This window comes from Allobosea sp. GW821-FHT09G06, from assembly GCF_059416005.1.
The window spans coordinates 262,853-284,810 of the sequence record NZ_JBWKOI010000005.1 but is presented as its reverse complement, the minus strand read 5'-3'; the positions used below and the strand labels follow the sequence as shown (position 1 = coordinate 284,810).

At 67.9% G+C, this 21,958-nt stretch carries 20 protein-coding genes and 1 pseudogene; 19 read left to right on the top strand and 2 right to left on the bottom strand.

What is annotated here, in order from left to right; translation table 11 throughout:
* Positions 1-93: 93 nt before the first annotated feature.
* The 12 genes from AC07NY_RS22865 (at position 94) to trmB (ending at position 11,524) form a co-directional block, all read left to right on the top strand.
* On the top strand, positions 94-654 hold the full coding sequence (locus AC07NY_RS22865; protein WP_173043174.1) for a NifU family protein: 561 nt from the start codon (positions 94-96) through the stop codon (positions 652-654).
* A gap of 55 nt (positions 655-709) precedes the next feature.
* A complete protein-coding gene (gene tsaB, locus AC07NY_RS22860) occupies positions 710-1,396 on the top strand; it encodes a tRNA (adenosine(37)-N6)-threonylcarbamoyltransferase complex dimerization subunit type 1 TsaB (protein ID WP_494585717.1) in 687 nt (228 codons plus the stop codon).
* 53 nt (positions 1,397-1,449) lie between these two features.
* Complete coding sequence (locus AC07NY_RS22855; RefSeq protein ID WP_494585716.1) at positions 1,450-1,947, top strand: GNAT family N-acetyltransferase; 498 nt, start codon at positions 1,450-1,452, stop codon at positions 1,945-1,947.
* An 81-nt stretch (positions 1,948-2,028) separates the two neighbouring features.
* Positions 2,029-2,829: a lysophospholipid acyltransferase family protein gene (locus tag AC07NY_RS22850; RefSeq protein WP_494585715.1), complete on the top strand. Its 801-nt coding sequence runs from the start codon at positions 2,029-2,031 to the stop codon at positions 2,827-2,829.
* Positions 2,830-2,935: 106 nt separating this feature from the next.
* A complete protein-coding gene (miaB, locus tag AC07NY_RS22845) occupies positions 2,936-4,306 on the top strand; it encodes a tRNA (N6-isopentenyl adenosine(37)-C2)-methylthiotransferase MiaB (RefSeq protein ID WP_494585714.1) in 1,371 nt (456 codons plus the stop codon).
* 249 nt (positions 4,307-4,555) lie between these two features.
* Positions 4,556-5,662 carry a PhoH family protein gene (locus tag AC07NY_RS22840; protein ID WP_492287111.1) on the top strand — a complete coding sequence of 369 codons (1,107 nt, stop codon included), beginning with the start codon at positions 4,556-4,558 and terminating at the stop codon, positions 5,660-5,662.
* The gene (gene ybeY, locus AC07NY_RS22835; RefSeq protein ID WP_494585713.1) at positions 5,659-6,231 is read left to right on the top strand and encodes an rRNA maturation RNase YbeY; all 573 of its coding nucleotides are present in this window, start codon (positions 5,659-5,661) and stop codon (positions 6,229-6,231) included. The genes AC07NY_RS22840 and ybeY overlap by 4 nt, the downstream gene beginning before the upstream one ends.
* A gap of 12 nt (positions 6,232-6,243) precedes the next feature.
* Positions 6,244-7,233, top strand: coding sequence for a hemolysin family protein (locus AC07NY_RS22830; protein ID WP_494585712.1), 990 nt, complete (start codon positions 6,244-6,246; stop codon positions 7,231-7,233).
* The gene (gene lnt / locus AC07NY_RS22825; protein ID WP_494585711.1) at positions 7,233-8,828 is read left to right on the top strand and encodes an apolipoprotein N-acyltransferase; all 1,596 of its coding nucleotides are present in this window, start codon (positions 7,233-7,235) and stop codon (positions 8,826-8,828) included. Before AC07NY_RS22830 ends, lnt begins: the two co-directional genes overlap by 1 nt.
* Before the next feature lie 125 nt (positions 8,829-8,953).
* Complete coding sequence (locus AC07NY_RS22820) at positions 8,954-9,367, top strand: helix-turn-helix domain-containing protein (protein ID WP_293801976.1); 414 nt, start codon at positions 8,954-8,956, stop codon at positions 9,365-9,367.
* Between the two features lie 152 nt (positions 9,368-9,519).
* Entirely contained in the window at positions 9,520-10,725 is a 1,206-nt protein-coding gene (gene metK, locus AC07NY_RS22815) for a methionine adenosyltransferase (protein WP_492287076.1), read from the top strand.
* 109 nt (positions 10,726-10,834) lie between these two features.
* Entirely contained in the window at positions 10,835-11,524 is a 690-nt protein-coding gene (gene trmB / locus AC07NY_RS22810; RefSeq protein ID WP_494585710.1) for a tRNA (guanine(46)-N(7))-methyltransferase TrmB, read from the top strand.
* On the opposite strand, the gene AC07NY_RS22805 is transcribed toward trmB, so the two are convergent.
* On the bottom strand, positions 11,499-12,587 hold the full coding sequence (locus AC07NY_RS22805) for a DUF2336 domain-containing protein (RefSeq protein WP_494585709.1): 1,089 nt from the start codon (positions 12,585-12,587) through the stop codon (positions 11,499-11,501). The genes trmB and AC07NY_RS22805 overlap by 26 nt on opposite strands.
* Positions 12,588-12,807: 220 nt before the next feature.
* On the opposite strand from AC07NY_RS22805, the pseudogene rimP reads away from it, so the two are divergent.
* The 7 genes and pseudogenes from rimP to truB form a co-directional block, all read left to right on the top strand.
* A pseudogene (rimP, locus tag AC07NY_RS22800) lies at positions 12,808-13,561 on the top strand (ribosome maturation factor RimP); the annotation flags it as partial.
* Positions 13,509-15,101, top strand: a complete 1,593-nt coding sequence (gene nusA, locus AC07NY_RS22795) for a transcription termination factor NusA (RefSeq protein ID WP_492287072.1) — start codon at positions 13,509-13,511, stop codon at positions 15,099-15,101. The pseudogene rimP and the gene nusA, both read left to right, overlap by 53 nt.
* A 14-nt stretch (positions 15,102-15,115) precedes the next feature.
* Positions 15,116-15,805, top strand: a complete 690-nt coding sequence (locus AC07NY_RS22790) for an RNA-binding protein (RefSeq protein ID WP_494585708.1) — start codon at positions 15,116-15,118, stop codon at positions 15,803-15,805.
* Entirely contained in the window at positions 15,802-18,627 is a 2,826-nt protein-coding gene (gene infB / locus AC07NY_RS22785; protein ID WP_494585707.1) for a translation initiation factor IF-2, read from the top strand. The genes AC07NY_RS22790 and infB overlap by 4 nt, the downstream gene beginning before the upstream one ends.
* Positions 18,628-18,764: 137 nt before the next feature.
* A complete protein-coding gene (locus tag AC07NY_RS22780) occupies positions 18,765-19,199 on the top strand; it encodes a hypothetical protein (RefSeq protein WP_494585706.1) in 435 nt (144 codons plus the stop codon).
* A gap of 3 nt (positions 19,200-19,202) precedes the next feature.
* The gene (gene rbfA / locus AC07NY_RS22775; protein WP_492287068.1) at positions 19,203-19,661 is read left to right on the top strand and encodes a 30S ribosome-binding factor RbfA; all 459 of its coding nucleotides are present in this window, start codon (positions 19,203-19,205) and stop codon (positions 19,659-19,661) included.
* A complete protein-coding gene (truB, locus tag AC07NY_RS22770; RefSeq protein ID WP_494585760.1) occupies positions 19,651-20,598 on the top strand; it encodes a tRNA pseudouridine(55) synthase TruB in 948 nt (315 codons plus the stop codon). Before rbfA ends, truB begins: the two co-directional genes overlap by 11 nt.
* Before the next feature lie 118 nt (positions 20,599-20,716).
* Here the strand turns inward: truB and hemA are convergent, their stop codons facing one another.
* Positions 20,717-21,928, bottom strand: coding sequence for a 5-aminolevulinate synthase (gene hemA, locus AC07NY_RS22765; protein WP_494585705.1), 1,212 nt, complete (start codon positions 21,926-21,928; stop codon positions 20,717-20,719).
* Positions 21,929-21,958 lie beyond the last annotated feature (30 nt).

Sequence of the window (21,958 nt, the reverse complement as noted above, 5' to 3'; positions counted from 1 at the left end):
GCCTGCGCTTCCATGCCGCTGGAATGATTCCAGCCGGCGGCCTATATCGGAGCCAGGAACGGCGACCTTGAATCGCCGGTACCGGAGGTTGTCATGTTCATCCAGACCGAAGCCACGCCGAATCCGGCGACCCTGAAGTTTCTTCCCGGCCGCGCCGTCATGCCCGACGGCACGCTCGACCTGCGCGATGTCACGGACGCCGAGCGCTCGCCGCTGGCGCAGCGCCTGTTCGGCGTTTCCGGCGTCTCCGGCGTCTTCCTCGGCTCCGATTTCATCACCGTCACCAAGTCGGACGGCGAATGGCCGCATCTGAAGCCCGCGATCCTCGGCGCGATCATGGAGCATTTCATGTCGGGCGCCCCGGTCCTGGCGGCCGGCTCGGCTGCCGACGTGATCGAGGAGGGCGAGTTCTTCGATCCCGCCGATGCGCAGACCGTCGAGACGATCAAGGACCTGCTCGAGACCCGCATCCGCCCGGCGGTTGCCGGCGATGGCGGCGACATCACCTTCCGCGGCTATCGTGACGGCACGGTTTATCTGGCGATGAAGGGCTCCTGCTCGGGCTGCCCCTCCTCGACCGCGACGCTGAAGCACGGCATCCAGAACCTGCTGCGCCACTTCCTGCCGGATGTGCGCGAAGTCGAAGCCGTCTGAGCGAAGCGGAACTGTTGGTGACGATGAGCCGGGCCTTTCGCGGAATGACCTCCTGATGCGCATTCTCGCGATCGATACCGCGCTCGGCGCCTGCTCGGCCTGCGTGCTGGACGCGGCCGACATGGTGAAGCCACTGGCGGTCGAGCAGATCGCGATGGATCGCGGGCATGCCGAGGCGCTGATGCCGCTTGTCGAGCGCGTCATGAAGGATATCGAGGGCGGCTTCGGCTCCCTCTCGCGCGTCGCCGTCACCGTCGGCCCCGGCAGCTATACCGGCTTGCGCGTCGGCGTCAGTGCTGCGCGCGCCATCGCCTTCGCGGCCGGCATCCCGGCGGTCGGCGTCACCACCGTCGCCGCCTGCGCCGCGCCCCTGATCGGGCGCGAATCGGGCCGCGTCATCGCCGCTGCGCTCGACGCCAAGCACGGGCAGGTCTGGTTCCAGGCCCTCACCGCCGAGGGCAAGCCGCTGGTTTCGCTCCGGCAGGTCAGCTATCGCGACGCCGCCCGCGCCATCGGCGCAGGCCCCGTCAGCCTCGTCGGCTCCTCGGCCTTGGCCGTTGCCAACGAAGCCTGGGCGATCGGCCTCGACGCCTTGGTGATCGACGACGCCAAGGCGCCCGATATCGCCTGGGTCGCGCGGCTCGGCTTCATCGCCGATCCCGAGAGCGCCCCGCCCCGCCCGCTCTACCTGAAGGCGCCCGAGACGACGCCGCAGGACAAAGCCCGCCTGCCGCGCCGGTGATCGCATCCCCCAAATGGTGGTTGCCGTTGCGTCAATCTGTGCGAACAGGCGGCATGGCTTGGCTGCGCAAACTGCTTCACCCTGATTCGGTCCCGCTGCGGACGATGCGGCTCGATGCCGGGCACGCCCTTGATGTTGCGACCCTGCATCATCACGGCGGCTTTGCCCGCGGTTGGGAGCCCGCCGAATGCGCGGCGCTGATCGCCGATCCCGCGGTTGCGGCCGATGGCGTCTTCAGCGGCGGCGGCAAGCATCCGGAAGGCTTCGTCATCTCGCGCAAGGCCGCCGACGAGGCGGAGATCCTGAGCATCGTGGTCGCGCCGGCCCGTCGCCGCGACGGCTTCGGCCGCGCGCTGCTCGCCGCCCATCTTGCCCGGCTGGCCGAGGAGGGCGCTGCGCAGGTCTTTCTCGAAGTCGAGGAGGGCAATCAGCCGGCGGAGCGGCTCTACCGCCATTTCGGCTTCCGCGAGGTCGGCCGGCGCAAGGGCTATTACCCCAAGCCGGACGGCACCCGCGCGACTGCGATCGCGATGCGGCTCGATCTCGCGTGACAAGCCGGCGCAATCGCGCCATTGACGGCACTCCAGTTTCCACGAGATCGCCGCTCCGCCGATGACCGGACCCGCCTGAGCATGAACGGACTCCGCTTCGGCGCGCTCGCCCGGCTGGCGATGCTGTGCACCGGCACGCTCGGGCTCGTTCTCGCCCAGCTCGTCGTCATGCGGGTCATGCCGTCACGACGGGGCGCCCTGCCGTTGCGCTTCCACCGCCTGACCTGCTGGTGCCTCGGCGTCCGGCGAAAGGTCCGGGGTAATCCGCCGCCGGCCGGAACCGGGGCGCTGATCGTCGCCAACCACGTTTCCTGGCTCGATATCGGCGTGATCGGCGCCGAGCGCGAACTGGCCTTCGTCGCCAAGAGCGAGGTCGGCGAATGGCCGGTGGTCGGCTTCCTCGCCAATCTCCAGCGCACGCTTTACATCGACCGGCAGCGCCGCAGTGCCACGGCAGGCATGGCCGCCTCCATGGGCGCACGCATTGCCGGCGGTGAGGAGGTGGTGCTCTTCGCCGAGGGTACGACCGGCGACGGGACGCGCATCCTGCCCTTCCGCTCCTCCCTGCTCGGCGCCGCGCATCAGGCGATGGGCGACGCCACCGCGGACGTGACGGTCTATCCGCTGACCATCACCTATACCGGTTGGCAGAACCTGCCGGGCGGCCGCGTGGGTCGTGCTGCGCTCGCCTGGTACGGCGATACCGAGCTCTGGCCGCATCTCAGACATGTGCTGGAATGCGGCGCGGTCGATGTCGAACTGGTCTGGGGCGCTCCGATCGTGATGGGCCGGGCGACCTCGCGCAAGGAGGCGACGCGGCTTGCCGAAGCCTCCGTCCGCAAGGCCCGCCAGCGGGCCGTCACCGGCCGCGCGGAGGTGTGACCTCGGTTGGTCCGCCGCTTGCTTATCCCTCCCCTGCGCCCCGGAGCCGTTCCCAAGGCGCCCGATCCGCAGTAAAGGATGCGTTTTGGAGACCCGATCCGCACCGATGAAGAAAGTCCATATCAAGTCCTTCGGCTGCCAGATGAACGTCTATGACGGGCAGCGCATGGCCGATATCCTGAGCCATCAGGGCTATGAGGAGACGGCGACGCCGGAGGGTGCGGACCTCATCCTGCTGAACACCTGCCATATCCGCGACCGGGCGGTGCAGAAGGTCTATACCGAGCTCGGCAAGCTCCGCGACATCAAGAAGGCGCAAGGCGCTGAAGGCCAGGAGACGAAGATCGTCGTCGCTGGCTGCGTCGCCCAGGCCGAGGGCGGCGAGATCCAGCGCCGCCAGCCCGCCGTCGATCTCGTGGTCGGGCCGCAGGCCTATCACCGCCTGCCCGAATTGCTGGCCGAGGCGGGCAAGCGCCGCGTCGTCGATACCGACCTGCCGGTCGAGGACAAGTTCGGCTTCCTGCCGGCGCCGAAGCGGCAGGCCATTCTGGCGCGCGGCGTCTCGGCCTTCGTCACGGTTCAGGAAGGCTGCGACAAGTTCTGCGCCTTCTGCGTCGTGCCCTATACGCGCGGAGCCGAGTTCTCGCGGCCGGTCGCGCAGATCATGGCCGAGGTCGAGCGCCTGGCCGAAGCCGGCGTGCGCGACGTCACCCTGATCGGCCAGAACGTCAACGCCTATCACGGCGAGGGGCCGGACGGCGCGGTCTGGACCCTGGCGCGCCTGATGCACCGCGTCGCCGCGGTGCCGGGTATCGCCCGCATCCGCTACACCACCAGCCACCCCAGAGACATGGACGACGACCTGATCGCCGCCCATCGTGACCTGCCGCAGGTCATGCCCTTCCTGCATCTGCCGGTGCAGGCGGGCTCGGACCGCATCCTCGCCGCGATGAACCGCAAGCATACCGGCGACGAATATCGCCGCCTGATCGATCGCATCCGCGAGGCGCGGCCCGATATCGCGCTCTCCTCGGATTTCATCGTCGGCTTCCCTGGCGAGACCGATGCCGATTTCGAGGACACGATCCGCCTCGTCGACGAGATCGGCTTCGCTTCCAGCTATTCCTTCAATTATTCGCCGCGGCCGGGCACGCCGGCCGCCGATCTCGAAGCGCAGGTCCCGCGCGAGGTGATGAACGAGCGGCTCTACCGTCTGCAGGAGCGCATCGAGCATCACCGGCAGGCCTTCAACCGGGCGATGGTCGGACGGACGGTGGATGTCCTCCTGGAAAGAGCGGGACGCTACCCCGGACAGCTTGCCGGCAAGTCGCCCTATCTGCAGGCTGTGCAGATCGAGAGCGACGCGAATCAGATCGGCGACATCGTGCGGGTGGTGATCGAGAAGACGAGCACGAATTCGCTGTTCGGCCGGCTGGTGGAAGCCGGCGAGACCGATGGAAAGGGGCTGGCCGCTTGAGCGCGTCCAGGCTCATCACCATTTGCCAGGGACGGGCGCCGGCCTGTCATCAGGCTGATATCGTTGCGTCCGGTTATGCTGCGAGACGACCCGGCCGGGCGCTCCTGCCCGGGTGGAACAGGTGCCGGGGGCGGACCATCCGCCATCCCGGCCTGAAGCGAGGCGACGCATTTGGCACAGGCTGATTCGACGCAAAGACCCGACCGGAACCCGCGGCGCGACCTCGCGCCCACCCGCCCCGAGGGCGGCGTGCGCGAAAGCGCGGTCCGTGAAGGGCTTTCGGCGACGGAGGTCGTGCTCTCTTTCGACGATAACCGCCTCGCCAGCCTGGTTTTCGGCCAGTACGACCAGAACCTCGCCCATCTTGAGCGCCGGCTCGGCGTCGTGGTCAGCCCCAACGGCAACCATGTCACCGTTAAGGGCGCCCGTGAGACGGCCGAGCAGGCCGGGCGCGTGCTGAAGACGCTCTATGCCCGCGCCAAGGCCGGCGCGCCGGTCACGCTGGGCGAAGTCGACGGCGCGATCGAGGAAAGCAACGTGCAGCGCTCGCTCTTCCCGACCGCCGATGCCGGCAAGACCTCCTTCGACGCGGTCGTGACCCGCAAGCGCGGGCCGGTCCGGGCGCGCAACGCGGCGCAGGATGCCTATCTGCGCCAGCTCAAGCGCCACGAGCTCGTGCTGGCCGAAGGCCCGGCCGGCACCGGCAAGACCTGGCTCGCGGTCGGGCACGCCGTCTCGCTGATCGAGCAGGGCGTGGTCGAGCGCATGATCCTGTCGCGCCCGGCTGTCGAGGCCGGCGAGCGCCTCGGCTTCCTGCCTGGCGACATGCGCGAGAAGGTCGATCCCTATCTGCGCCCGATCTACGACGCGCTGAACGATTTCATGGAAGCGCGCCATGTCGAGCGCGGCCTGCAGACCGGCATGATCGAGATCGCGCCGCTGGCCTTCATGCGCGGGCGCACCCTGACCAATGCCGTGGTGCTGCTCGACGAGGCCCAGAACACCACGTCGATGCAGATGAAGATGTTCCTCACCCGCCTGGGCGAGGGCTCGCGCATGATCATCACCGGCGATCCCTCGCAGATCGATCTGCCGCCGGGCCAGCGCTCGGGCCTGATCGAGGCCGTCAAGCTGCTCAAGGATGTCGAGGGCGTCGGCTATGCGCGCTTCGAGGAGGGCGACGTCGTTCGGCATGATCTGGTGCGACGCATCGTCATGGCCTATGAGAGCGCTGCGCGCCATGAGCGTGCGGAACGGGAAGAGCGCTTGCGCAATCCCGAAACGCCCCCGGATCCCAACCGGGAAGGCGACAGCGAAGGGCTGAAGCGGATGTTGGCGCGGGAGCGGCCGCGATGAACGATCGACCTCGCGGGCGGCGCTTGGCGCCGCCACCCGAGAAGACGTCTCCGGAGATCAATCTCGACGTCAGGGCGCAGTCCCGCCGCTGGCATGAGCTCGACAAGCTGCCGGGCCTGCGCGCCTTGCTGAACGAGGCGCTGGAAGCGGGGATCGCTGTGGCCCCGCGCAAGCCCATGCCCGGCGCCGAGCTGAGCCTCCTGCTCACCGACGACAAGCGCATCCGCATCGTCAACCGCGACTGGCGCGGCTTCGACAAGGCGACGAACGTGCTCTCCTTCCCGGCCGCGCCGCCGGAACGCATCGCCCAAAGCCCGCTGCTCGGCGACATCGTCATCGCCTATGAGACCGTGCTGCGCGAGGCCGAGGCCGAATCCAAGAGCGTGACGGATCATCTGCGCCATCTCGCAATCCACGGCCTGCTCCATCTCCTCGGCGAGGATCATGAGACCGAGGCCGAGGCGCGCCGCATGGAAGCGCTCGAAGTCGCTGCGCTTGCCCGCCTCGGCGTCGCCGATCCCTATGCCGGTGCCGAGCTCGTCACGGCTCCCGTTCCTTCTTCCGCATAAGCCCCCACGATCATGAGCGACGACAGTCGACAATCCCAGAACGAAACTGCCGGCCGTGGCCTTGGCCATTGGCTCGGCCAATTCCTTGACCGGCTCGGCTTGCGTGGCGGCGGCACGGCCCGCGAGGAAATCGTCGAGGCTCTGGCCGAGGAGAACGGTGAGCTTGCCGACCTCTCCGCCCAGGAACGCGCGATGCTCACCAATGTGCTGAGCCTGCGCGAGCGCCGCGTCGCCGACGTGATGATCCCGCGCGCCGATATCGTCGCCGTCCCGGCCGAAGCGACGCTGGACGAACTGCTCGCGCATTTCCGCACCGCCGGCCATTCGCGCCTGCCGGTCTTCGACGATACGCTCGATGATCCCCGCGGCATGGTCCATATCCGCGACTTCCTCGAATATATCGCCGAGAAGGCTCGGCCCGGGGAGAATGGGCCGCCGGACGAGAACGGCAAGCTCGCGATTCCGCACACGCTGTCCGCCGTCGAGCTTTCGACGCGCCTGTCCGAAACCAAGCTGCTGCGCCCCGTCCTCTATGTGCCGCCCTCGATGCCGGCGGTCGATCTGCTCGTCCGCATGCAGTCGACCCGCACCCATATCGCGCTCGTCATCGACGAATATGGCGGGACGGACGGGCTCGTCTCGATCGAGGACCTGATCGAGATCGTCGTCGGCGATATCGAGGACGAGCATGACCTTGAGGAGACGCCTATCGTTCCGGCCGGCGAGAACCGTTTTACCGCGGATGCCCGTGCAACGCTGGCTGAACTGAAGACCGCGACCGGCGTCGATCTCTCCGGCAACGAGGTCGCCGACGACATCGATACGCTGGGCGGGCTGATCGTCACGCTCGCCGGCCGCGTGCCGGCTTTGGGAGAGACGGTGAAGGGCCCGGACGGGCTCAGCTTCGAGATCCTCGATTCCGATCAGCGCCGCGTGAAGCGCCTGACCATCCATTGCCGCAGCGAGCCCGCGGCCGAAGAACCGGCGATGGAGCCGGGCTGATGGGGCTCTCCGGCGGCGCGGAAGCCGTCATCCTGGGTTGGGGCTGGCGGAAGCGCCTGATCGCGCTTCTCGCCGGTGCGAGCGGCGCCCTCGCCTTGCCGCCGCTCGATCTCTGGCCGCTCGTCGTCGTGCCGATGACCGTCGCGGTCTGGCTGATCGATGGCGCTGTCGGCACCAGCCTCTGGCGCCGGTTCCGGGCGGCTTTCGCCGTCGGCTGGTGGTGGGGCTTCGGCTTCTTCCTTGCCGGCTTGTGGTGGCTTGGAGCCGCCTTCCTCGTCGAGGCCGACAAATTCGCCTGGGCGATGCCGCTTGGCGTCGTTGCCCTGCCGGCCTTTCTCGCCATCTTTCCGGCCTTTGCCTTCGGCCTCGCGCGTCTGGCCTGGCCCAGGGGCGCCGGACGCATCCTCGTGCTCGCCGCGATGCTGGCGCTTAGCGAATGGCTGCGCGGCCATGTCCTCACCGGCTTCCCCTGGAACGTCTACGGCATGATGCTGGCGGGCGAGATCCATCTCGCCCAGGCCGCCTCACTGGTGGGGCTCTACGGCCTGACGCTGTTCGCGGTGGCGATCGGCGCGGCTCCGGCCGTGCTTGGAACCGCGCAGACGCCGGCCGGGCGCCGCCTGCCGCCGCTCCTGGCTCTCGCGGCATTGGCCGGTCTCTTCGCCTTCGGTTACTGGCGCGTGCCGGCCGCTCCCGCGCCGCTCGTCGCCGGGGTGAAGCTTCGGTTGATGCAGCCCAATCTGCCGCAGGATGCCAAGTTCAACGGCCGCAACGGCGAGGCGATCCTCAACAGCTATCTCGCCTTGAGCGATCGGGCGACCAGCCCGACCACGCCCGGTCTGCAGAACGTCACGCATCTGATCTGGCCGGAATCGGCCTTTCCCTTCCTGCTCGGCCGCACGCCCGGCGCCCTGTCGCGCATCGGGGCGGTGCTGCCGCCCGACGTGACGCTGATCACCGGCGCGGCGCGGGCCGGCGAGACGCTGCCCGGCGAGAGCCGGCCGCCGATCTACAACGCGATCCAGGTGGTCAACGACGAGGGCGTCATCCTCGCCAGCTACGACAAGGTCCATCTCGTCCCCTTCGGTGAGTACCTCCCGCCGTTCCTGGACACGCTGATCCGTGGTGTCGGCCTGTCCCAGTTCGTCGCGATCCCCGGGGGCTTTTCTGCGGGAAGCGCGCGGACGCCGCTCGCGATCAAGGGCTTGCCGGCGGCGGCGCCGCTGATCTGCTACGAGGCGGTGTTTCCGGGTGAGGTCGCCGCGCGCGGCCCACGCGCCGGCTTCTTCCTGAACCTGACCAATGACGGCTGGTTCGGCCAGACCAGCGGCCCTTATCAGCATTTCGCCCAGTCGCGGCTGCGCAGCATCGAGGAAGGCCTGCCGCTGGTGCGCGTCGCCAATACCGGCATTTCAGCCGTGGTCGACGCCTATGGGCGGACGATCGCGAGCCTGCCGCTCGGCGTCGAAGGAGTCCTCGATTCGGGACTGCCGCGTGCCGGCCCCGATACACTCTATGCGCGTGCCGGAGACAGCCTCTTTCTTGGGCTTGTGCTTCTTTTCCTTGCACTTTCCCGGTTTCGAGTTCGGGAATGATCCCAATTGGAACTTTTTCGCGCTGGAGGGTGGATTAGCTGCGGCGGCTATAATAAAGGGACGATACCGCGCCGACCAGGATGGCGGCTCCTGGTCATGACACTGATGCCTAAGCAGGGTGAATCATGATCAAGAAGGTCCCGAATCCGATCGATAAGCATGTCGGTAGCCGCGTTCGTATGCGTCGTATGCTGGCTGGCGTCAGCCAGGAGAAGCTGGGTGAGGCGCTGGGGCTGACCTTCCAGCAGGTCCAGAAATACGAGAAGGGCTCGAACCGCATCAGCGCGAGCCGTCTGCAGCAGATCGCCAAGATGCTCGACGTGCCGGTCTCCTTCTTCTTCGATGGCGCTCCGACCGGCGACATGCCGGAACCCGGCTTCGCCGATTCGGCCGCGACGACCTATATCTCCGAGTTCCTCGCCACCAGCGAAGGCGTGCAGCTGACCAAGGCGTTCACGCGGATCAAGAGCGGCCGCGTGCGCCGCCGGATCATCGATCTCGTCGAGGCGCTGGCGGAGGAAGACGCCGGAACGGCGTGATATCGCGCTCGTTTCGTTCGATGTGACGAACGATCTTCCCGATAAGCGGATTTTGCGCTTGACGGCGAACGCGTCCGCTGCGATGACCGTGTGTCCATTGGCCGGCGTTTCGCGCCGGCCTTTCCATGTGCCGATTCAGGGAAACCCCGACCGTGTCACGCCAGAATTACCTGTTCACCAGCGAGTCCGTCTCGGAGGGGCATCCCGACAAGGTCTGCGATCGCATCTCCGACGAGATCGTCGATCTGTTCTTCAAGGAAGCGGTCAAGGCCGGCTATGAGCCCGCCAAGGTCCGCGTCGCCGCCGAGACGCTGGCGACCACCAACCGCGTCGTCATCGCCGGCGAGGTCCGCACCCATCTCGACGAGAAGCAGATCAAGTCGAAGGTGAAGTCGGTCGCCCGCAAGGCGATCCGCAACATCGGCTACGAGCAGGACGGCTTCCACTGGAAGAAGTGCAAGATCGACGTGCTGCTGCATCCGCAGTCGGCCGACATCGCGCAGGGCGTGGATGAGTCCGGCAACAAGGACGTCGGCGCCGGCGACCAGGGCATCATGTTCGGCTATGCCAGCCGCGAGACGCCCGAGCTGCTGCCCGCCCCGATCTACTACGCCCACAAGATCCTCGAGACCCTGACGCTCGCCCGCAAGAAGGGCGAGGGCGATGCCGCCAAGCTCGGCCCGGACGCCAAGAGCCAGGTCACCGTCAAGTACGAGAACGGCAAGCCGGTCGGCGTCACCCAGATCGTGCTCTCGACCCAGCATCTCGACGAGACGCTGACCTCGGCCGATGTCCGCAAGATCGTCGAGCCCTATATCCGCCAGGCGCTGCCGGATGGCTGGATCTCCAAGGACACGGTCTGGCACATCAACCCGACCGGCAAGTTCGTGATCGGCGGCCCGGACGGCGACGCCGGCCTCACCGGCCGCAAGATCATCGTCGACACCTATGGCGGTGCGGCTCCCCACGGTGGCGGCGCCTTCTCCGGCAAGGACCCGACCAAGGTCGACCGTTCGGCGGCCTATGCGGCGCGCTATCTCGCCAAGAACGTCGTCGCGGCCAAGCTCGCCGACCGCGCCACGATCCAGCTTTCCTACGCCATCGGCGTCGCCAAGCCGCTCTCGATCTATGTCGATCTGCACGGCACCGGCAAGGTCGACGAGGCCAAGCTCGAGGACGTCCTCGGCAAGCTGATCGATCTCTCGCCGAACGGCATCCGCAACCATCTCGGCCTCAACAAGCCGATCTATGCCAAGACCTCGGCTTACGGCCACTTCGGCCGCAAGGCCGGCCGTGACGGCTCTTTCTCCTGGGAGAAGACCGATCTCGTCGACGCGCTGAAGAAGGCCGTCGCCTGATCCTTCAGGCACAGCCGGACCACCGAACCGGGGCGCGAGCCCCGGTTTTTGTTTGGGCTGTGGCATGGAGGGGCTTGATGTCCGCGTGCCGAGCAGCCAAGGCGGGGCCATGACCGAGCACGACAACGACCGCGCCTTCTATGGCCGCCGCAAGGGCAAGGCTCTGCGCGACGGCCAGAGCCATCTGATGGAGCACACGCTGCCGCGCCTGCGCCTGCCGGAGGGCGATATCGCCGATCTCAAGGCGCTGTTTCCGCAGCCTGTCGAGGCGGTCAGGCTGGAGATCGGCTTCGGCGGCGGCGAGCATCTGCTGATGCGGATGCGCGAGAGCCCGCAGATCGGCTTCATCGGCGTCGAGCCCTTCATCAACGGCATGGCGAAGTTCCTGGCGGTGGCCGAGCGCGAGGGACTGACCAATATCCGGGTCTGGGACGACGATGCCGCGCTTCTGCTGCCGCGCTTTCCGGCCGGCAGCCTCGACGCCATCGACCTGCTCTATCCCGATCCCTGGCCGAAGCGCCGCCAGCGCAAGCGTCGCTTCGTCTCCGAGCATACGCTGGGCCTGTTCGCCCGTGCGCTGAGAGCCGGCGGGCGCTTCCGCTTCGCCAGCGATATCGACGATTACATCGGCTGGACGCTGTCGCGCCTGATGGCCTCGTCCGATTTCGACTGGACCGACGAGCGGCCGGACGACTGGCGCACGCCCTATCCCGGCTGGATCCGCACCCGCTACGAGGCGAAGGCGGTCCGCGAAGGGCGCATCTCCAGCTATCTCACGGCTTTGCGTCGCGCATCCTGAGGAAGCCGAGCACACGCTGGGCGGTGCCCTGGGCGAGGTTGCGGAAGCTCTCGCGGGCGCGGTCGACCGCCGCCTGCGACTTGCCGAAATCCTTGCGCAGCGAAATCAGCGCCGCCGTGGTCTCCCACGACCAGCCGAGCGCGCGCGCCACCAGCAGCACGGCCTCGCGGTCGCTGCCGAGGATGATCTGCTCGCTCGCCGGCAGGCCGAGCTGTGCCAGCACGGCGACGCCGCAGATCGCATGTTCGCTTGCGCCCTCGCGGGCGTAGGTGCGGACCTTGTCCTCATCGAGCAGGCCGGCTTCGTTGAGCTCGCGGATTTCGACGAGCGCCGCGCTGATCGCGCCGAGCTCGCCCGGCATCTGGCCGCCGGCCGCGATGGCGTCGGCTCCACGCTCGACCGCGCTGTCGACATCGCCGGCAAGCGTCGGTTCGAGGCTTTCGCTGAGACGGCGCCGCGCGGAATTCTTGGCGGCGGCCATCAGCTGGGCGACGAGCTCGGCCGGGATGTCGCGGCGTAGGCCCAGCGTGGCCTGCAGAGCATCGTCCTGCGCCGCCCGCATCACCAGCACGCCCATGCCGTGACGGGAGAAGCGTGCGGTCTGGTTGGCGGCGACGGCGTGGGTGACGACGCGCCCGCCGCGCAGGATCAGGAAATCGGTGACGGGTTCGCCGAGCTCGGGCCGCTCGGTGATGGCCAGCATATGGTCGCGCCCCTTGGCGGCGGAGACGGCGACGAGGTCTTGGTCGTTCAGGCGCGGCGACTGCACCAGCACGGCGCGCGCCACGGCGATCTCGTCCAGCGCGAGCTGGCGGACGACGCCGCTCGGCGCGTTCGGCACCGGCGCGATCCGCTCCGACAATTCGACGCGTGCGCGCAACTCGATGGCACGCGACAGGCGCCCGATCACCACGTCGAAGACGCCGACCTGCTCCTCGTCCATATGGACGGCGGTGGCCAGGAACAGATCCGTCAGCCGCGACAGGATGTCGGCGCGCTCGTCGCTCGAGCCGCGCAGCATCGTGGATTCGAGATCTCGCAGCAGCGAGCCGACCGCACTCATACCAAGTCCTCAACCGGTATCCCGTTGCGTAATCTGGCACGCGAAGGATGACCATCGGGTTAGCGCCGCCGCAACCGAGCTTGCATATCGGGGCGATGCGGACTAAATAGCGGCCAACAGCTCTGGTATCGGTTAACGCCGATGATCAAGAGCGGGCCCACCGGCCCGCTCTTTTTTATTGGCCGCGACCCGCCGGAGGCAGACGGAACGGTCTCAGGCCATGAGCGAACCCACCCACGAGCCGACAGCGGCACCCGATCATGAACCCCGCCTCGTCGTCGAAAGCGGCGTTGCGGCGCGCGTCGCCGTGATCATCGAGCCTGCGATCGTCGATCTCGGCTACCGGCTGGTGCGCGTGCGCGTCACCGGCCAGAACGGCTGCACCGTGCAGATCATGGCCGAGCGGCCGGATGGCACGATGAATGTCGAGGGTTGCGAGGAGATCAGCCAGGCGGTCTCGCCGGCGCTCGACGTCGACGATCCCGTCCAGACCGCCTATCACCTCGAAGTGTCGTCGCCGGGCATCGACCGGCCGCTGGTGCGCGCCAGCGATTTCGAGCGCTGGGCCGGCCACCTCACCAAGATCGACACCAGCGAGCCGGTCGCCGGCCGCAAGCGTTTCCGTGGTATCCTGCGCGGCGCGGCCGGCCAGGATGCGCTGCTGACGCGCGACGACGCCAAGAGCGAGGAAGAGCGCGACGTCGCGATTCCGATGCGGGCGATCGCCGAGGCCCGCCTCGTGCTGACCGACGCGCTCATCACCGAGGCGCTGCGCCGCGGCAAATCCGGCCTGCCGCCGGAAATGCCGCCGGCCGATGACATCGCCGGCCCGAAGAAGGGCCGAGGGAAATCGCTGGGACCGCGGCCGAAAAAGGCCGACACGCAGGCCCCGCAAGAAGACAACGAAGAGGAGTGAGCGTCATGGTCGTCAGCGCCAACCGGCTCGAACTGCTGCAGATCGCCGACGCGGTCGCCCGCGAGAAGTCGATCGATCGCCAGATCGTCGTCGACGCCATGCAGGACGCCATCGCCAAGGCCGCCCGCTCGCGCTACGGCATCGAGACCGACGTCCATGCCGAGATCAACACCAAGACCGGCGAACTGCGTCTCGCCCGCCATCTCCAGGTCGTCGATACCGTCGAGAATCCGGCGATCGAGATCACCGTCGACGAGGCGAAGCGCCACAACCCTGCCGCCCAGGCCGGTGACGTCATCGCCGATCCGCTGCCGCCCTTCGATTTCGGCCGCATCGCCGCCCAGTCGGCCAAGCAGGTCATCGTCCAGAAGGTGCGCGAAGCCGAGCGCGACCGTCAGTACGACGAGTACAAGGATCGCATCGGCGAGATCGTCAACGGCGCGGTCAAGCGCGTCGAATACGGCAACGTCTTCGTCGATCTCGGCCGTGGCGAAGCCATCATCCGCCGCGACGAGATGATCCCGCGCGAGACCTTCAAGGTCGGCGACCGCGCCCGCGCCTATGTCTACGACGTGCGCCGCGAGCCGCGCGGCCCGCAGATCTTCCTGTCCCGCACTCATCCGCAGTTCATGGCCAAGCTCTTCGGCCAGGAAGTGCCCGAGATCTATGACGGGATTGTCGAAGTCAAAGCGGTTGCCCGCGACCCCGGTTCGCGCGCCAAGATCGCCGTGATCTCGCGCGATTCCTCGATCGATCCCGTCGGCGCCTGCGTCGGCATGCGCGGCTCGCGCGTTCAGGCCGTCGTCGGCGAGCTCCAGGGCGAGAAGATCGACATCATCCCGTGGTCGCCGGACGTCGCGACCTTCGTCGTCAACGCGCTGCAGCCGGCCGAGGTCGCCAAGGTTGTGCTCGACGAGGAAGCCGACAAGATCGAGGTCGTGGTTCCCGACGAGCAGCTCTCGCTCGCCATCGGCCGCCGCGGCCAGAACGTCCGCCTTGCCTCGCAGCTCACCGGCTGGGATATCGATATCCTGACCGAGGCCGAGGAGTCGGAGCGCCGCCAGAAGGAATTCGTGCAGCGCACGGACCTGTTCATGAATGCGCTGAACGTCGACGAGACGGTCGGCCAGCTCCTGGCTTCGGAAGGCTTCCGCAATGTCGAGGAGCTTGCCTATGTCGAGCTCTCGGAGCTCGCCTCGATCGAGGGCTTCGACGAGGACACCGCCGGCGAGATCCAGAGCCGCGCTCTGGAGCATCTCGCCGCCGTCGAGGCGGAGCTGGACGAGAAGCGTCGTGCGCTTGGCGTCGAGGACGCCTTGCGCGAAGTCGATGGCGTCACCACTTCCATGATGGTCGCGCTCGGCGAGAACGATGTGAAGAGCGTCGAGGACCTCGCGGGCTGCGCCACGGACGACCTTGTCGGCTGGACCGAGCGCAAGGACGGCGAGAGCACCCGTCACTCCGGCTATCTCGACGGGTTCGACCTGTCGCGCCAGGACGCGGAAGCGATCATCATGGCCGCCCGCATCCATGCCGGCTGGGTCGAGGCGCCGGCCGAGGAGCCTGAGGCGGAAGCCGACGAGGCGGCCGAGGCCTGAGCGGGATCGTCGCGATGAAGGCGGCTCAGAAGGAAGGACCGGAGCGGAGCTGCGTCGTGACGCGGACCGTGAAGGCGCCCGACGATCTGATCCGCTTCGTCGCCGGGCCCGACGGCATGCTGGTGCCGGATCTCAGGCGCAAGCTGCCCGGACGCGGCGTCTGGGCGAGCCTCAGCCGCAAGACGGTGACTGAGGCGATCAAGCGCAAGGCCTTCGAGCGTTCGCTCAAGGCGAAGGTCGCGGTTCCCGCCGACCTTCCGGAGATGATCGACGCGTTGATGCTGCGCGATGCGCTGCAGGCACTGTCGATGGCCAACAAGGCGGGGCTCGTGATCGCTGGCTTCGCCAAGGTCGAGGCCCTGATCGGCTCGGGCCGCTGCGTCGGCGTCATCGCCGCCAGCGACGGCGCCGAGGATGGCAAGCGCAAGATCGGCCAGGCCGTCAGGCGGCTTGGCGCCGCGCGCGAAGCCGAAGGGCTCAAGGCCCGCGAACTGCCCGTCGTCACGATTTTCGCGGCGACGGATTTGGAATTGGCGTTGGGGCGGGCACATGTGATACATGCCGCGCTTGCTCCGGGACCGGCGGCCGAGGGTGTGCTCTCCCGCTGGCGTCGGCTCGTCCGGTATCGGACGGACGATACCGCCGCATCCGACCAGAACGACACCGAAGACACGACCGAACCGGCAGGACCGAACGCGGAATGACCGATACCAAGAACCCGGGCGACAAGACACTCTCCGTCAACCCGCCCAAGACCCTGTCGCTGAAGCGGCCTGTCGAGCAGAGCACTGTTCGCCAGAGCTTCTCGCATGGGCGTACGAAGCAGGTCGTCGTCGAGGTCAAGCGCCGCGCCGCCGGGCATGAGGTCAAGGAGCCCGTCGCGCCGCGTGCGCCGCAGGCCCCGGCTCCACAGGCGACCCCGCCGCGCCCCGCCGCTCCGCAGCCGCCCCAGCGCCCCGCCGGCAGCATGCTGCTGCGCACCCTCTCCGACGAGGAGAAGGACGCCCGTCAGCGCGCCCTTTCGGAAGCCCGCAGCAGCGAGGCCGAAGCCCGCCGTATCGCCGAGGACGAGGCGCGCCAGCGCAACGCCGCCATCGAGCGCGAGCGCCAGGAGCGTGAGGCCGCCGCCGCCCGTCAGCGGCAGGAGGAAGAGCGCCGCCGTCAGGAAGACGACCAGAAGCGCCGCGTCGAGATGGCCGCCCGCTCGCGGGACGAGCAGCCGGCCCGCCCGGCCGCCCCGCCGCCGCAGGCCCGCGAGGCCGCGCCTGCGCCCCAGGCCCCGGCGCCGCAGCCGACCCAGTATTATGGCCGCCCGGCCCCGTCCGGCCCGCGCGAGTTCACCTCGCGTCCGCCGATGCGTGACACCGGCGCCCGCCCGCCGCGTCTCGACGGCCGCCCGCCGCGCTCCGATTCCCCGCGCCCGCCGCGTCTCGACACCACGGCTCCGTCCGAGCCGGCCGTCGTGCGCCCGGCCCGTCAGGCCCCGTCTTCAAGCGGCGCCCCGCGGAATCGCTCGGACGATGTCGATGTGAAGGCCGCCTTCCGCCGTCCCGGCGTCAGCGCCGGCCCCGGCCGTGGCCCGGCTCCCGCCGCGCCCAAGACGCCGAAGACCACCAACGACAAGCCGCGCGGCCGCCTGACGCTCTCGACGGCGACAGGGAGCGACGACGAGCGGACACGTTCGGTCGCCTCGTTCCGCCGGCGCGTGCAGCGCATGACCGGCCACCGGGCTTCGGACGCGCAGAAAGAGCGCGTGATGCGCGAGGTGATCATTCCCGAGACGATCACCATCCAGGAACTCGCGAACCGCATGACGGAGCGCGGCGTCGACGTCATCCGCCTGCTGATGAAGCAGGGCGCGATGCACAAGATCACCGACGTGATCGATGCCGACACCGCCCAGCTCATCGCCGAGGAAATGGGCCATACCGTCAAGCGCGTCGCCGAATCCGACGTCGAGGAAGGTCTGTTCGACACGCCGGACACCGACGAGACCCTGGAGTCGCGGCCGGCCGTCGTGACCATCATGGGCCATGTCGACCACGGCAAGACCTCGCTGCTCGACGCGATCCGCAAGACCAAGGTCGTCACCGGCGAAGCCGGCGGCATCACCCAGCATATCGGCGCCTATCAGGTGACGACGCCGCTGGGCAGCCAGGTGACCTTCATCGACACCCCCGGCCACGCCGCCTTCACCGCCATGCGCGCCCGCGGCGCCAAGGTGACGGACGTCGTCGTGCTGGTCGTGGCAGCCGATGACGGTGTCATGCCGCAGACGGCCGAGGCGATCCATCACGCCAAGGCCGCCGGCGTTCCGCTGATCGTCGCGATCAACAAGGTCGACAAGTCCGACGCCAACCCGGATCGTGTCCGCGCCGAGCTGCTCCAGTACGAGATCCAGGTCGAGACGCTGGGCGGCGAGACGCTCGAAGTCGAGGTGTCCGCCAAGACCGGCCACAACCTCGACAAGCTGCTTGAGGCGATCTCGCTTCAGGCCGAACTGCTCGACCTCAAGGCCAACCCGCATCGCCCCGCCGAAGGCACGGTCATCGAGGCCAAGCTCGATCGCGGCCGCGGCCCGGTTGCGACCGTGCTCGTCCAGCGTGGCACGCTGCGTACCGGAGACATCATCGTGGCCGGCGCCGAATGGGGCCGCGTCCGCGCTCTGATCGCCGATACCGGCGCGCAGGTGAAGGAGGCTTCTCCTTCCATGCCGGTCGAGGTGCTCGGCTTCAACGGCACGCCCGAGGCCGGTGACCGCGTCGCGGTCGTCGAGTCCGAGGCCCGCGCCCGCGAGATCACCGATTACCGCGAGCGTCAGCGTCGCGACCGCCTCGCCGCCCGCGGCGCGGCTTCGGGTGCCGGCCGTTCGCTTGCCGAGATGATGCGCGAGCTTAAGGAAGGCGCCGGCCGCAAGGAGTTCCCGCTCGTCGTCAAGGGCGACGTGCAGGGCTCGGTCGAGGCCATCGTCGGCGCGCTCGAGAAGGTCGGCAACGAAGAGGTTCGTGCCCGCGTGCTGTCGTCGGGTGTCGGCGCCATCACCGAGTCGGACGTCACGCTCGCCCAGGCTTCGGGCGCGGTCGTCGTCGGCTTCAACGTGCGCGCCCACAAGGAAGCGCGCGAGGCGGCCGACCGGGCCGGCGTCGAGATCCGCTACTACAACATCATCTATAACCTCATGGATGACGTGAAGGATGCGATGTCGGGCCTGCTGGCGCCGACCCTGCGCGAGACCATGCTCGGCAACGCGACGATCCTCGAGATTTTCAACGTCTCGAAGGTCGGCAAGATCGCCGGCTGCCGCGTCACCGACGGCACGATCGAGCGCGGTGCCAATGTCCGCCTGATCCGCGACAACGTCGTGGTCCACGAGGGCAAGCTCGGCCAGCTCAAGCGCTTCAAGGACGATGCCAAGGAAGTCGTGGCCGGCCAGGAATGCGGCATGTCCTTCGAGAACTACCAGGACATGCGTGCCGGCGACGTGATCGAGTGCTATCGCGTCGAAGAGATCAAGCGCAGCCTCTGAGAACGGGGTGGGGCCGCCCGGGCTTGACCCGGGCAGTCTACTTCTGTTTATCGGCTCTTCCAGAGAAATGGCCGGGCTTCGTGCCCGGCCAATGACGTTAACCGTCCATCCGGTCCGATCCCGGAGAACGAGAACGAATGTTGGTATATTCCCCACGTCCGCCCCTTACGGGAGCGCTTGTCGCCGGTGCGTTGCTTGTCAGTGTGTTGACGGCATCCGCGGCGTTAGCGGAGGTCTGCGATAAGATCGCAGGCGAAGGATGGACCAGAGAGAGTGGGCCGATCGGACTCTCGTTCACCTCCCGAGTCCTGCTTTTTCTTGCTTTGATCGGTTTTGCATACAAGGCAAACCGTTGGTGGCTTTCCTGGGCGCTTTTCGGTGGAACCGGTCTCCTCGTCGCGTTGGCTGTGATCGAGGGGTATGACGATCCAATAGCGCGCGCGGCGATCCTAGAGGGCTGTTTGCGCCCGGCAAAGGGAACGGATTTTATTGTGCCAGCTCTGGCCATGGTCGCCTTTGGCTGGATCGCGCTGCGCCAAAACATATCAACCGATATCAAGTCGAAAACCTGAGATATGGCAAAACCTGCAAAACCTTCCGGCCCGTCCCAGCGGCAATTGCGCGTCGGCGAATTGATCCGCCATGCGCTCGCCGAGATGCTGGCGCGCGGCGACATTCATGACGACGTGCTGGCGAAGCATGTGATCACCGTGCCGGAGGTGCGCCTCTCGCCGGATCTCAAGCTCGCGACCGCCTATATCATGCCGCTCGGCGGGCAGGATATTAAGCCTGTGCTCAAGGCGCTCGAGGCCAACAAGCGCTATATGCGCGGCGAAATCGCCCATCGCGTGAACCTGAAATACGCGCCGGATATCCGCTTCCGTGCCGATGAGAGCTTTGCCGAGGCCGAGCGTATCGACGCTTTGCTCGATACCGACGCCGTGCGCCGCGACACGCAGGTCCAGCGCCTCAGGATCGACCAGGACCACGAAGACGAAGCCCCTGAAGACGACCGCCGTGACGATGACCGCTGAGAATTCCGCCGAAACCGCCCCGAACCAGGATGCCGCGCGGGCGCCGCGCCCGAAGAAGCGCGACGTCCATGGCTGGGTCATCCTCGACAAGCCGATCGGCATGACCTCGACCCATGCGGTCAGCGTCGTGAAGCGTGCCTTCGGCGCCAAGAAGGCCGGTCATGCCGGCACGCTCGACCCGCTCGCCTCCGGCCTGCTGCCGATCGCGCTCGGCGAGGCGACCAAGACGGTTCCCTTCGTCATGGACGGCCGCAAGGCCTATCAGTTCACCGTCGCCTGGGGCTCTCAGACCAATACCGACGATACCGAGGGCAACGTCATCGCGACCTCGGATGATCGCCCCGACGAAGCGGCGATCATCGCCCTGCTGCCGCGCTTCACCGGCACGATCCTGCAGACGCCGCCCAAGTTCTCCGCGATCAAGATCGCGGGCGAGCGCGCCTATGACCTCGCCCGCGACGGCGAGGAGGTCGAGCTGGAGGCGCGGCCCGTCGAGATCGACGCGCTCCGCATCGTCAGCCATGACGGCGCCACCACGACCTTCGAGGCTGAATGCGGCAAGGGCACCTATGTCCGCGCCATCGCCCGCGATCTCGGCCTCGCGCTCGGCTGTCTCGGCCATGTCGCGCATCTGCGCCGCACCCGCGTCGGGCCGTTCACGGTGGCGGACGCCGCAAGCGTCGAGACCTTGCGTGAGAGCCCGGAAAGCGCCTTGTCGGCCCTGCAGCCGGTCAAGGCGGCGCTGACGCTGATCCCGGAGATCGTGCTGCACCGCGACGCCGCCGCCCGCCTCAAGCGCGGCCAGAGCGCCCTGCTGCGCGGGGCCGGCGCCCCGATCGAGCTGGAGGCCGCCTACGCCACCTGCGCGGGCACGCTGGTCTCGACGGGTTCGGTCCAGAACGGCGAGTTCGTCCCCCACCGCGTCTTCAATCTCTGATTCACAGGCGCCGTCATGCTCGGGCTTGACCCGAGCATCTCGTGCCGGAAGGGGCAACCGGCGCTTTCTCGTCCGGAGATTCTCGGGTCAAGCCCGAGAATGACGCCTTGGACGACCGTCAGGCCGCCCGCTTCAGCCCGTCCCGCGCCCAGATCGCACTGAGCGCCGCCACCAGCGCGTCGATATCGGCGTCGGAATGGAAGGGCGAGGGCGTGATCCGCAGCCGCTCCGTGCCGCGCGGCACGGTCGGATAGTTGATCGGCTGGACATAGATGTCGAAGCGCGCCAGCAATTCGTCGCTGATCGCCTTGCAGGCCTTCGCCTCGCCGACCATCACCGGCACGATATGGCTGGGATTGGCGAGATGCGGGATGCCGGCGGCATCGAGCTTGGCCCGCAACGCTGCGACGCGGTCCTGCTGGCGCTCGCGCTCGGCCGAGCTGTCCTTGAGATGCCGGATCGCGGCGATCGCGCCGGCCGCCACGGCCGGCGGCAGCGAGCTGGAGAAGATGAAGCCGGAGGCGAAGCTACGGATGAAGTCGCAGAGCGCGGCCGAGCCGGTGATATAGCCGCCGATCACGCCATAGGATTTCGCCAGCGTGCCCTGGATCAGGGTGAGCCGGTCGGCCAGGCCCTCGCGCTCCGAGATGCCGCCCCCGCGCGGGCCGTAGAGCCCGACGGCATGGACCTCGTCGATATAGGTCATCGCGCCGAATTCATCGGCGATGTCGCAGAATTCCTTGATCGGCGCGATGTCGCCGTCCATCGAATAGACCGACTCGAAGGCGATCAGCTTCGGCCGGGCGGGATCGAGCGCCGCGAGCTTGCGGCGCAGGTCGGCCGGGTCGTTATGGGCGAAGATATGCTTTTCGACGCGCGAATGGCGGATGCCCTCGATCATCGAGGCATGGTTCAGCCCGTCGGTCAGCACGATGCAGCCGGGAATGCGCGCGGCCAGCGTCGAGAGCGAGGCCCAGTTCGAGACATAGCCGGAATTGAAGATCAGCGCGGCTTCCTTGCCGTGCAGGTCGGCAAGCTCGCGCTCCAGCAGGACATGGTAATGGTTGGTGCCGCCGATATTGCGGGTGCCGCCGGCGCCGGCGCCGCTGCCGTCGAGCGCCTCGTGCATCGCGGCGAGCACCTTCGGATGCTGGCCCATGCCGAGATAGTCGTTCGAGCACCAGACGGTGACGTCGCGCGGGCCGCTCTCGCCATGATAGGTCGCGAGCGGAAAGCGGCCAGCCTGGCGTTCCAGATCGGCGAAGACACGATAGCGGCCTTCGCGGCGCAATCCGTCGAGTTCCCGGCGGAAGAAGTTCTCGAAATCCATTCCAGCCTCCTGGGGCGCGCCTCTCCTAGG

Excerpts from the sequence above, each read along its gene's own strand:
- ybeY (WP_494585713.1), top strand. The coding sequence starts at position 5,659 with ATGAACGATCGACCTCGCGGGCGGCGCTTGGCGCCGCCACCCGAGAAG.
- rbfA (WP_492287068.1), top strand. The coding sequence starts at position 19,203 with ATGGCAAAACCTGCAAAACCTTCCGGCCCGTCCCAGCGGCAATTGCGC.
- trmB (WP_494585710.1), top strand. The coding sequence starts at position 10,835 with ATGACCGAGCACGACAACGACCGCGCCTTCTATGGCCGCCGCAAGGGC.
- AC07NY_RS22780 (WP_494585706.1), top strand. The coding sequence starts at position 18,765 with ATGTTGGTATATTCCCCACGTCCGCCCCTTACGGGAGCGCTTGTCGCC.
- nusA (WP_492287072.1), top strand. The coding sequence starts at position 13,509 with ATGGTCGTCAGCGCCAACCGGCTCGAACTGCTGCAGATCGCCGACGCG.
- AC07NY_RS22790 (WP_494585708.1), top strand. The coding sequence starts at position 15,116 with ATGAAGGCGGCTCAGAAGGAAGGACCGGAGCGGAGCTGCGTCGTGACG.
- AC07NY_RS22850 (WP_494585715.1), top strand. The coding sequence starts at position 2,029 with ATGAACGGACTCCGCTTCGGCGCGCTCGCCCGGCTGGCGATGCTGTGC.
- truB (WP_494585760.1), top strand. The coding sequence starts at position 19,651 with ATGACCGCTGAGAATTCCGCCGAAACCGCCCCGAACCAGGATGCCGCG.
- tsaB (WP_494585717.1), top strand. The coding sequence starts at position 710 with ATGCGCATTCTCGCGATCGATACCGCGCTCGGCGCCTGCTCGGCCTGC.
- AC07NY_RS22830 (WP_494585712.1), top strand. The coding sequence starts at position 6,244 with ATGAGCGACGACAGTCGACAATCCCAGAACGAAACTGCCGGCCGTGGC.
- AC07NY_RS22865 (WP_173043174.1), top strand. The coding sequence starts at position 94 with ATGTTCATCCAGACCGAAGCCACGCCGAATCCGGCGACCCTGAAGTTT.
- miaB (WP_494585714.1), top strand. The coding sequence starts at position 2,936 with ATGAAGAAAGTCCATATCAAGTCCTTCGGCTGCCAGATGAACGTCTAT.
- AC07NY_RS22820 (WP_293801976.1), top strand. The coding sequence starts at position 8,954 with ATGATCAAGAAGGTCCCGAATCCGATCGATAAGCATGTCGGTAGCCGC.
- lnt (WP_494585711.1), top strand. The coding sequence starts at position 7,233 with ATGGGGCTCTCCGGCGGCGCGGAAGCCGTCATCCTGGGTTGGGGCTGG.
- infB (WP_494585707.1), top strand. The coding sequence starts at position 15,802 with ATGACCGATACCAAGAACCCGGGCGACAAGACACTCTCCGTCAACCCG.
- hemA (WP_494585705.1), bottom strand. The coding sequence starts at position 21,928 with ATGGATTTCGAGAACTTCTTCCGCCGGGAACTCGACGGATTGCGCCGC.
- AC07NY_RS22855 (WP_494585716.1), top strand. The coding sequence starts at position 1,450 with ATGGCTTGGCTGCGCAAACTGCTTCACCCTGATTCGGTCCCGCTGCGG.
- AC07NY_RS22805 (WP_494585709.1), bottom strand. The coding sequence starts at position 12,587 with ATGAGTGCGGTCGGCTCGCTGCTGCGAGATCTCGAATCCACGATGCTG.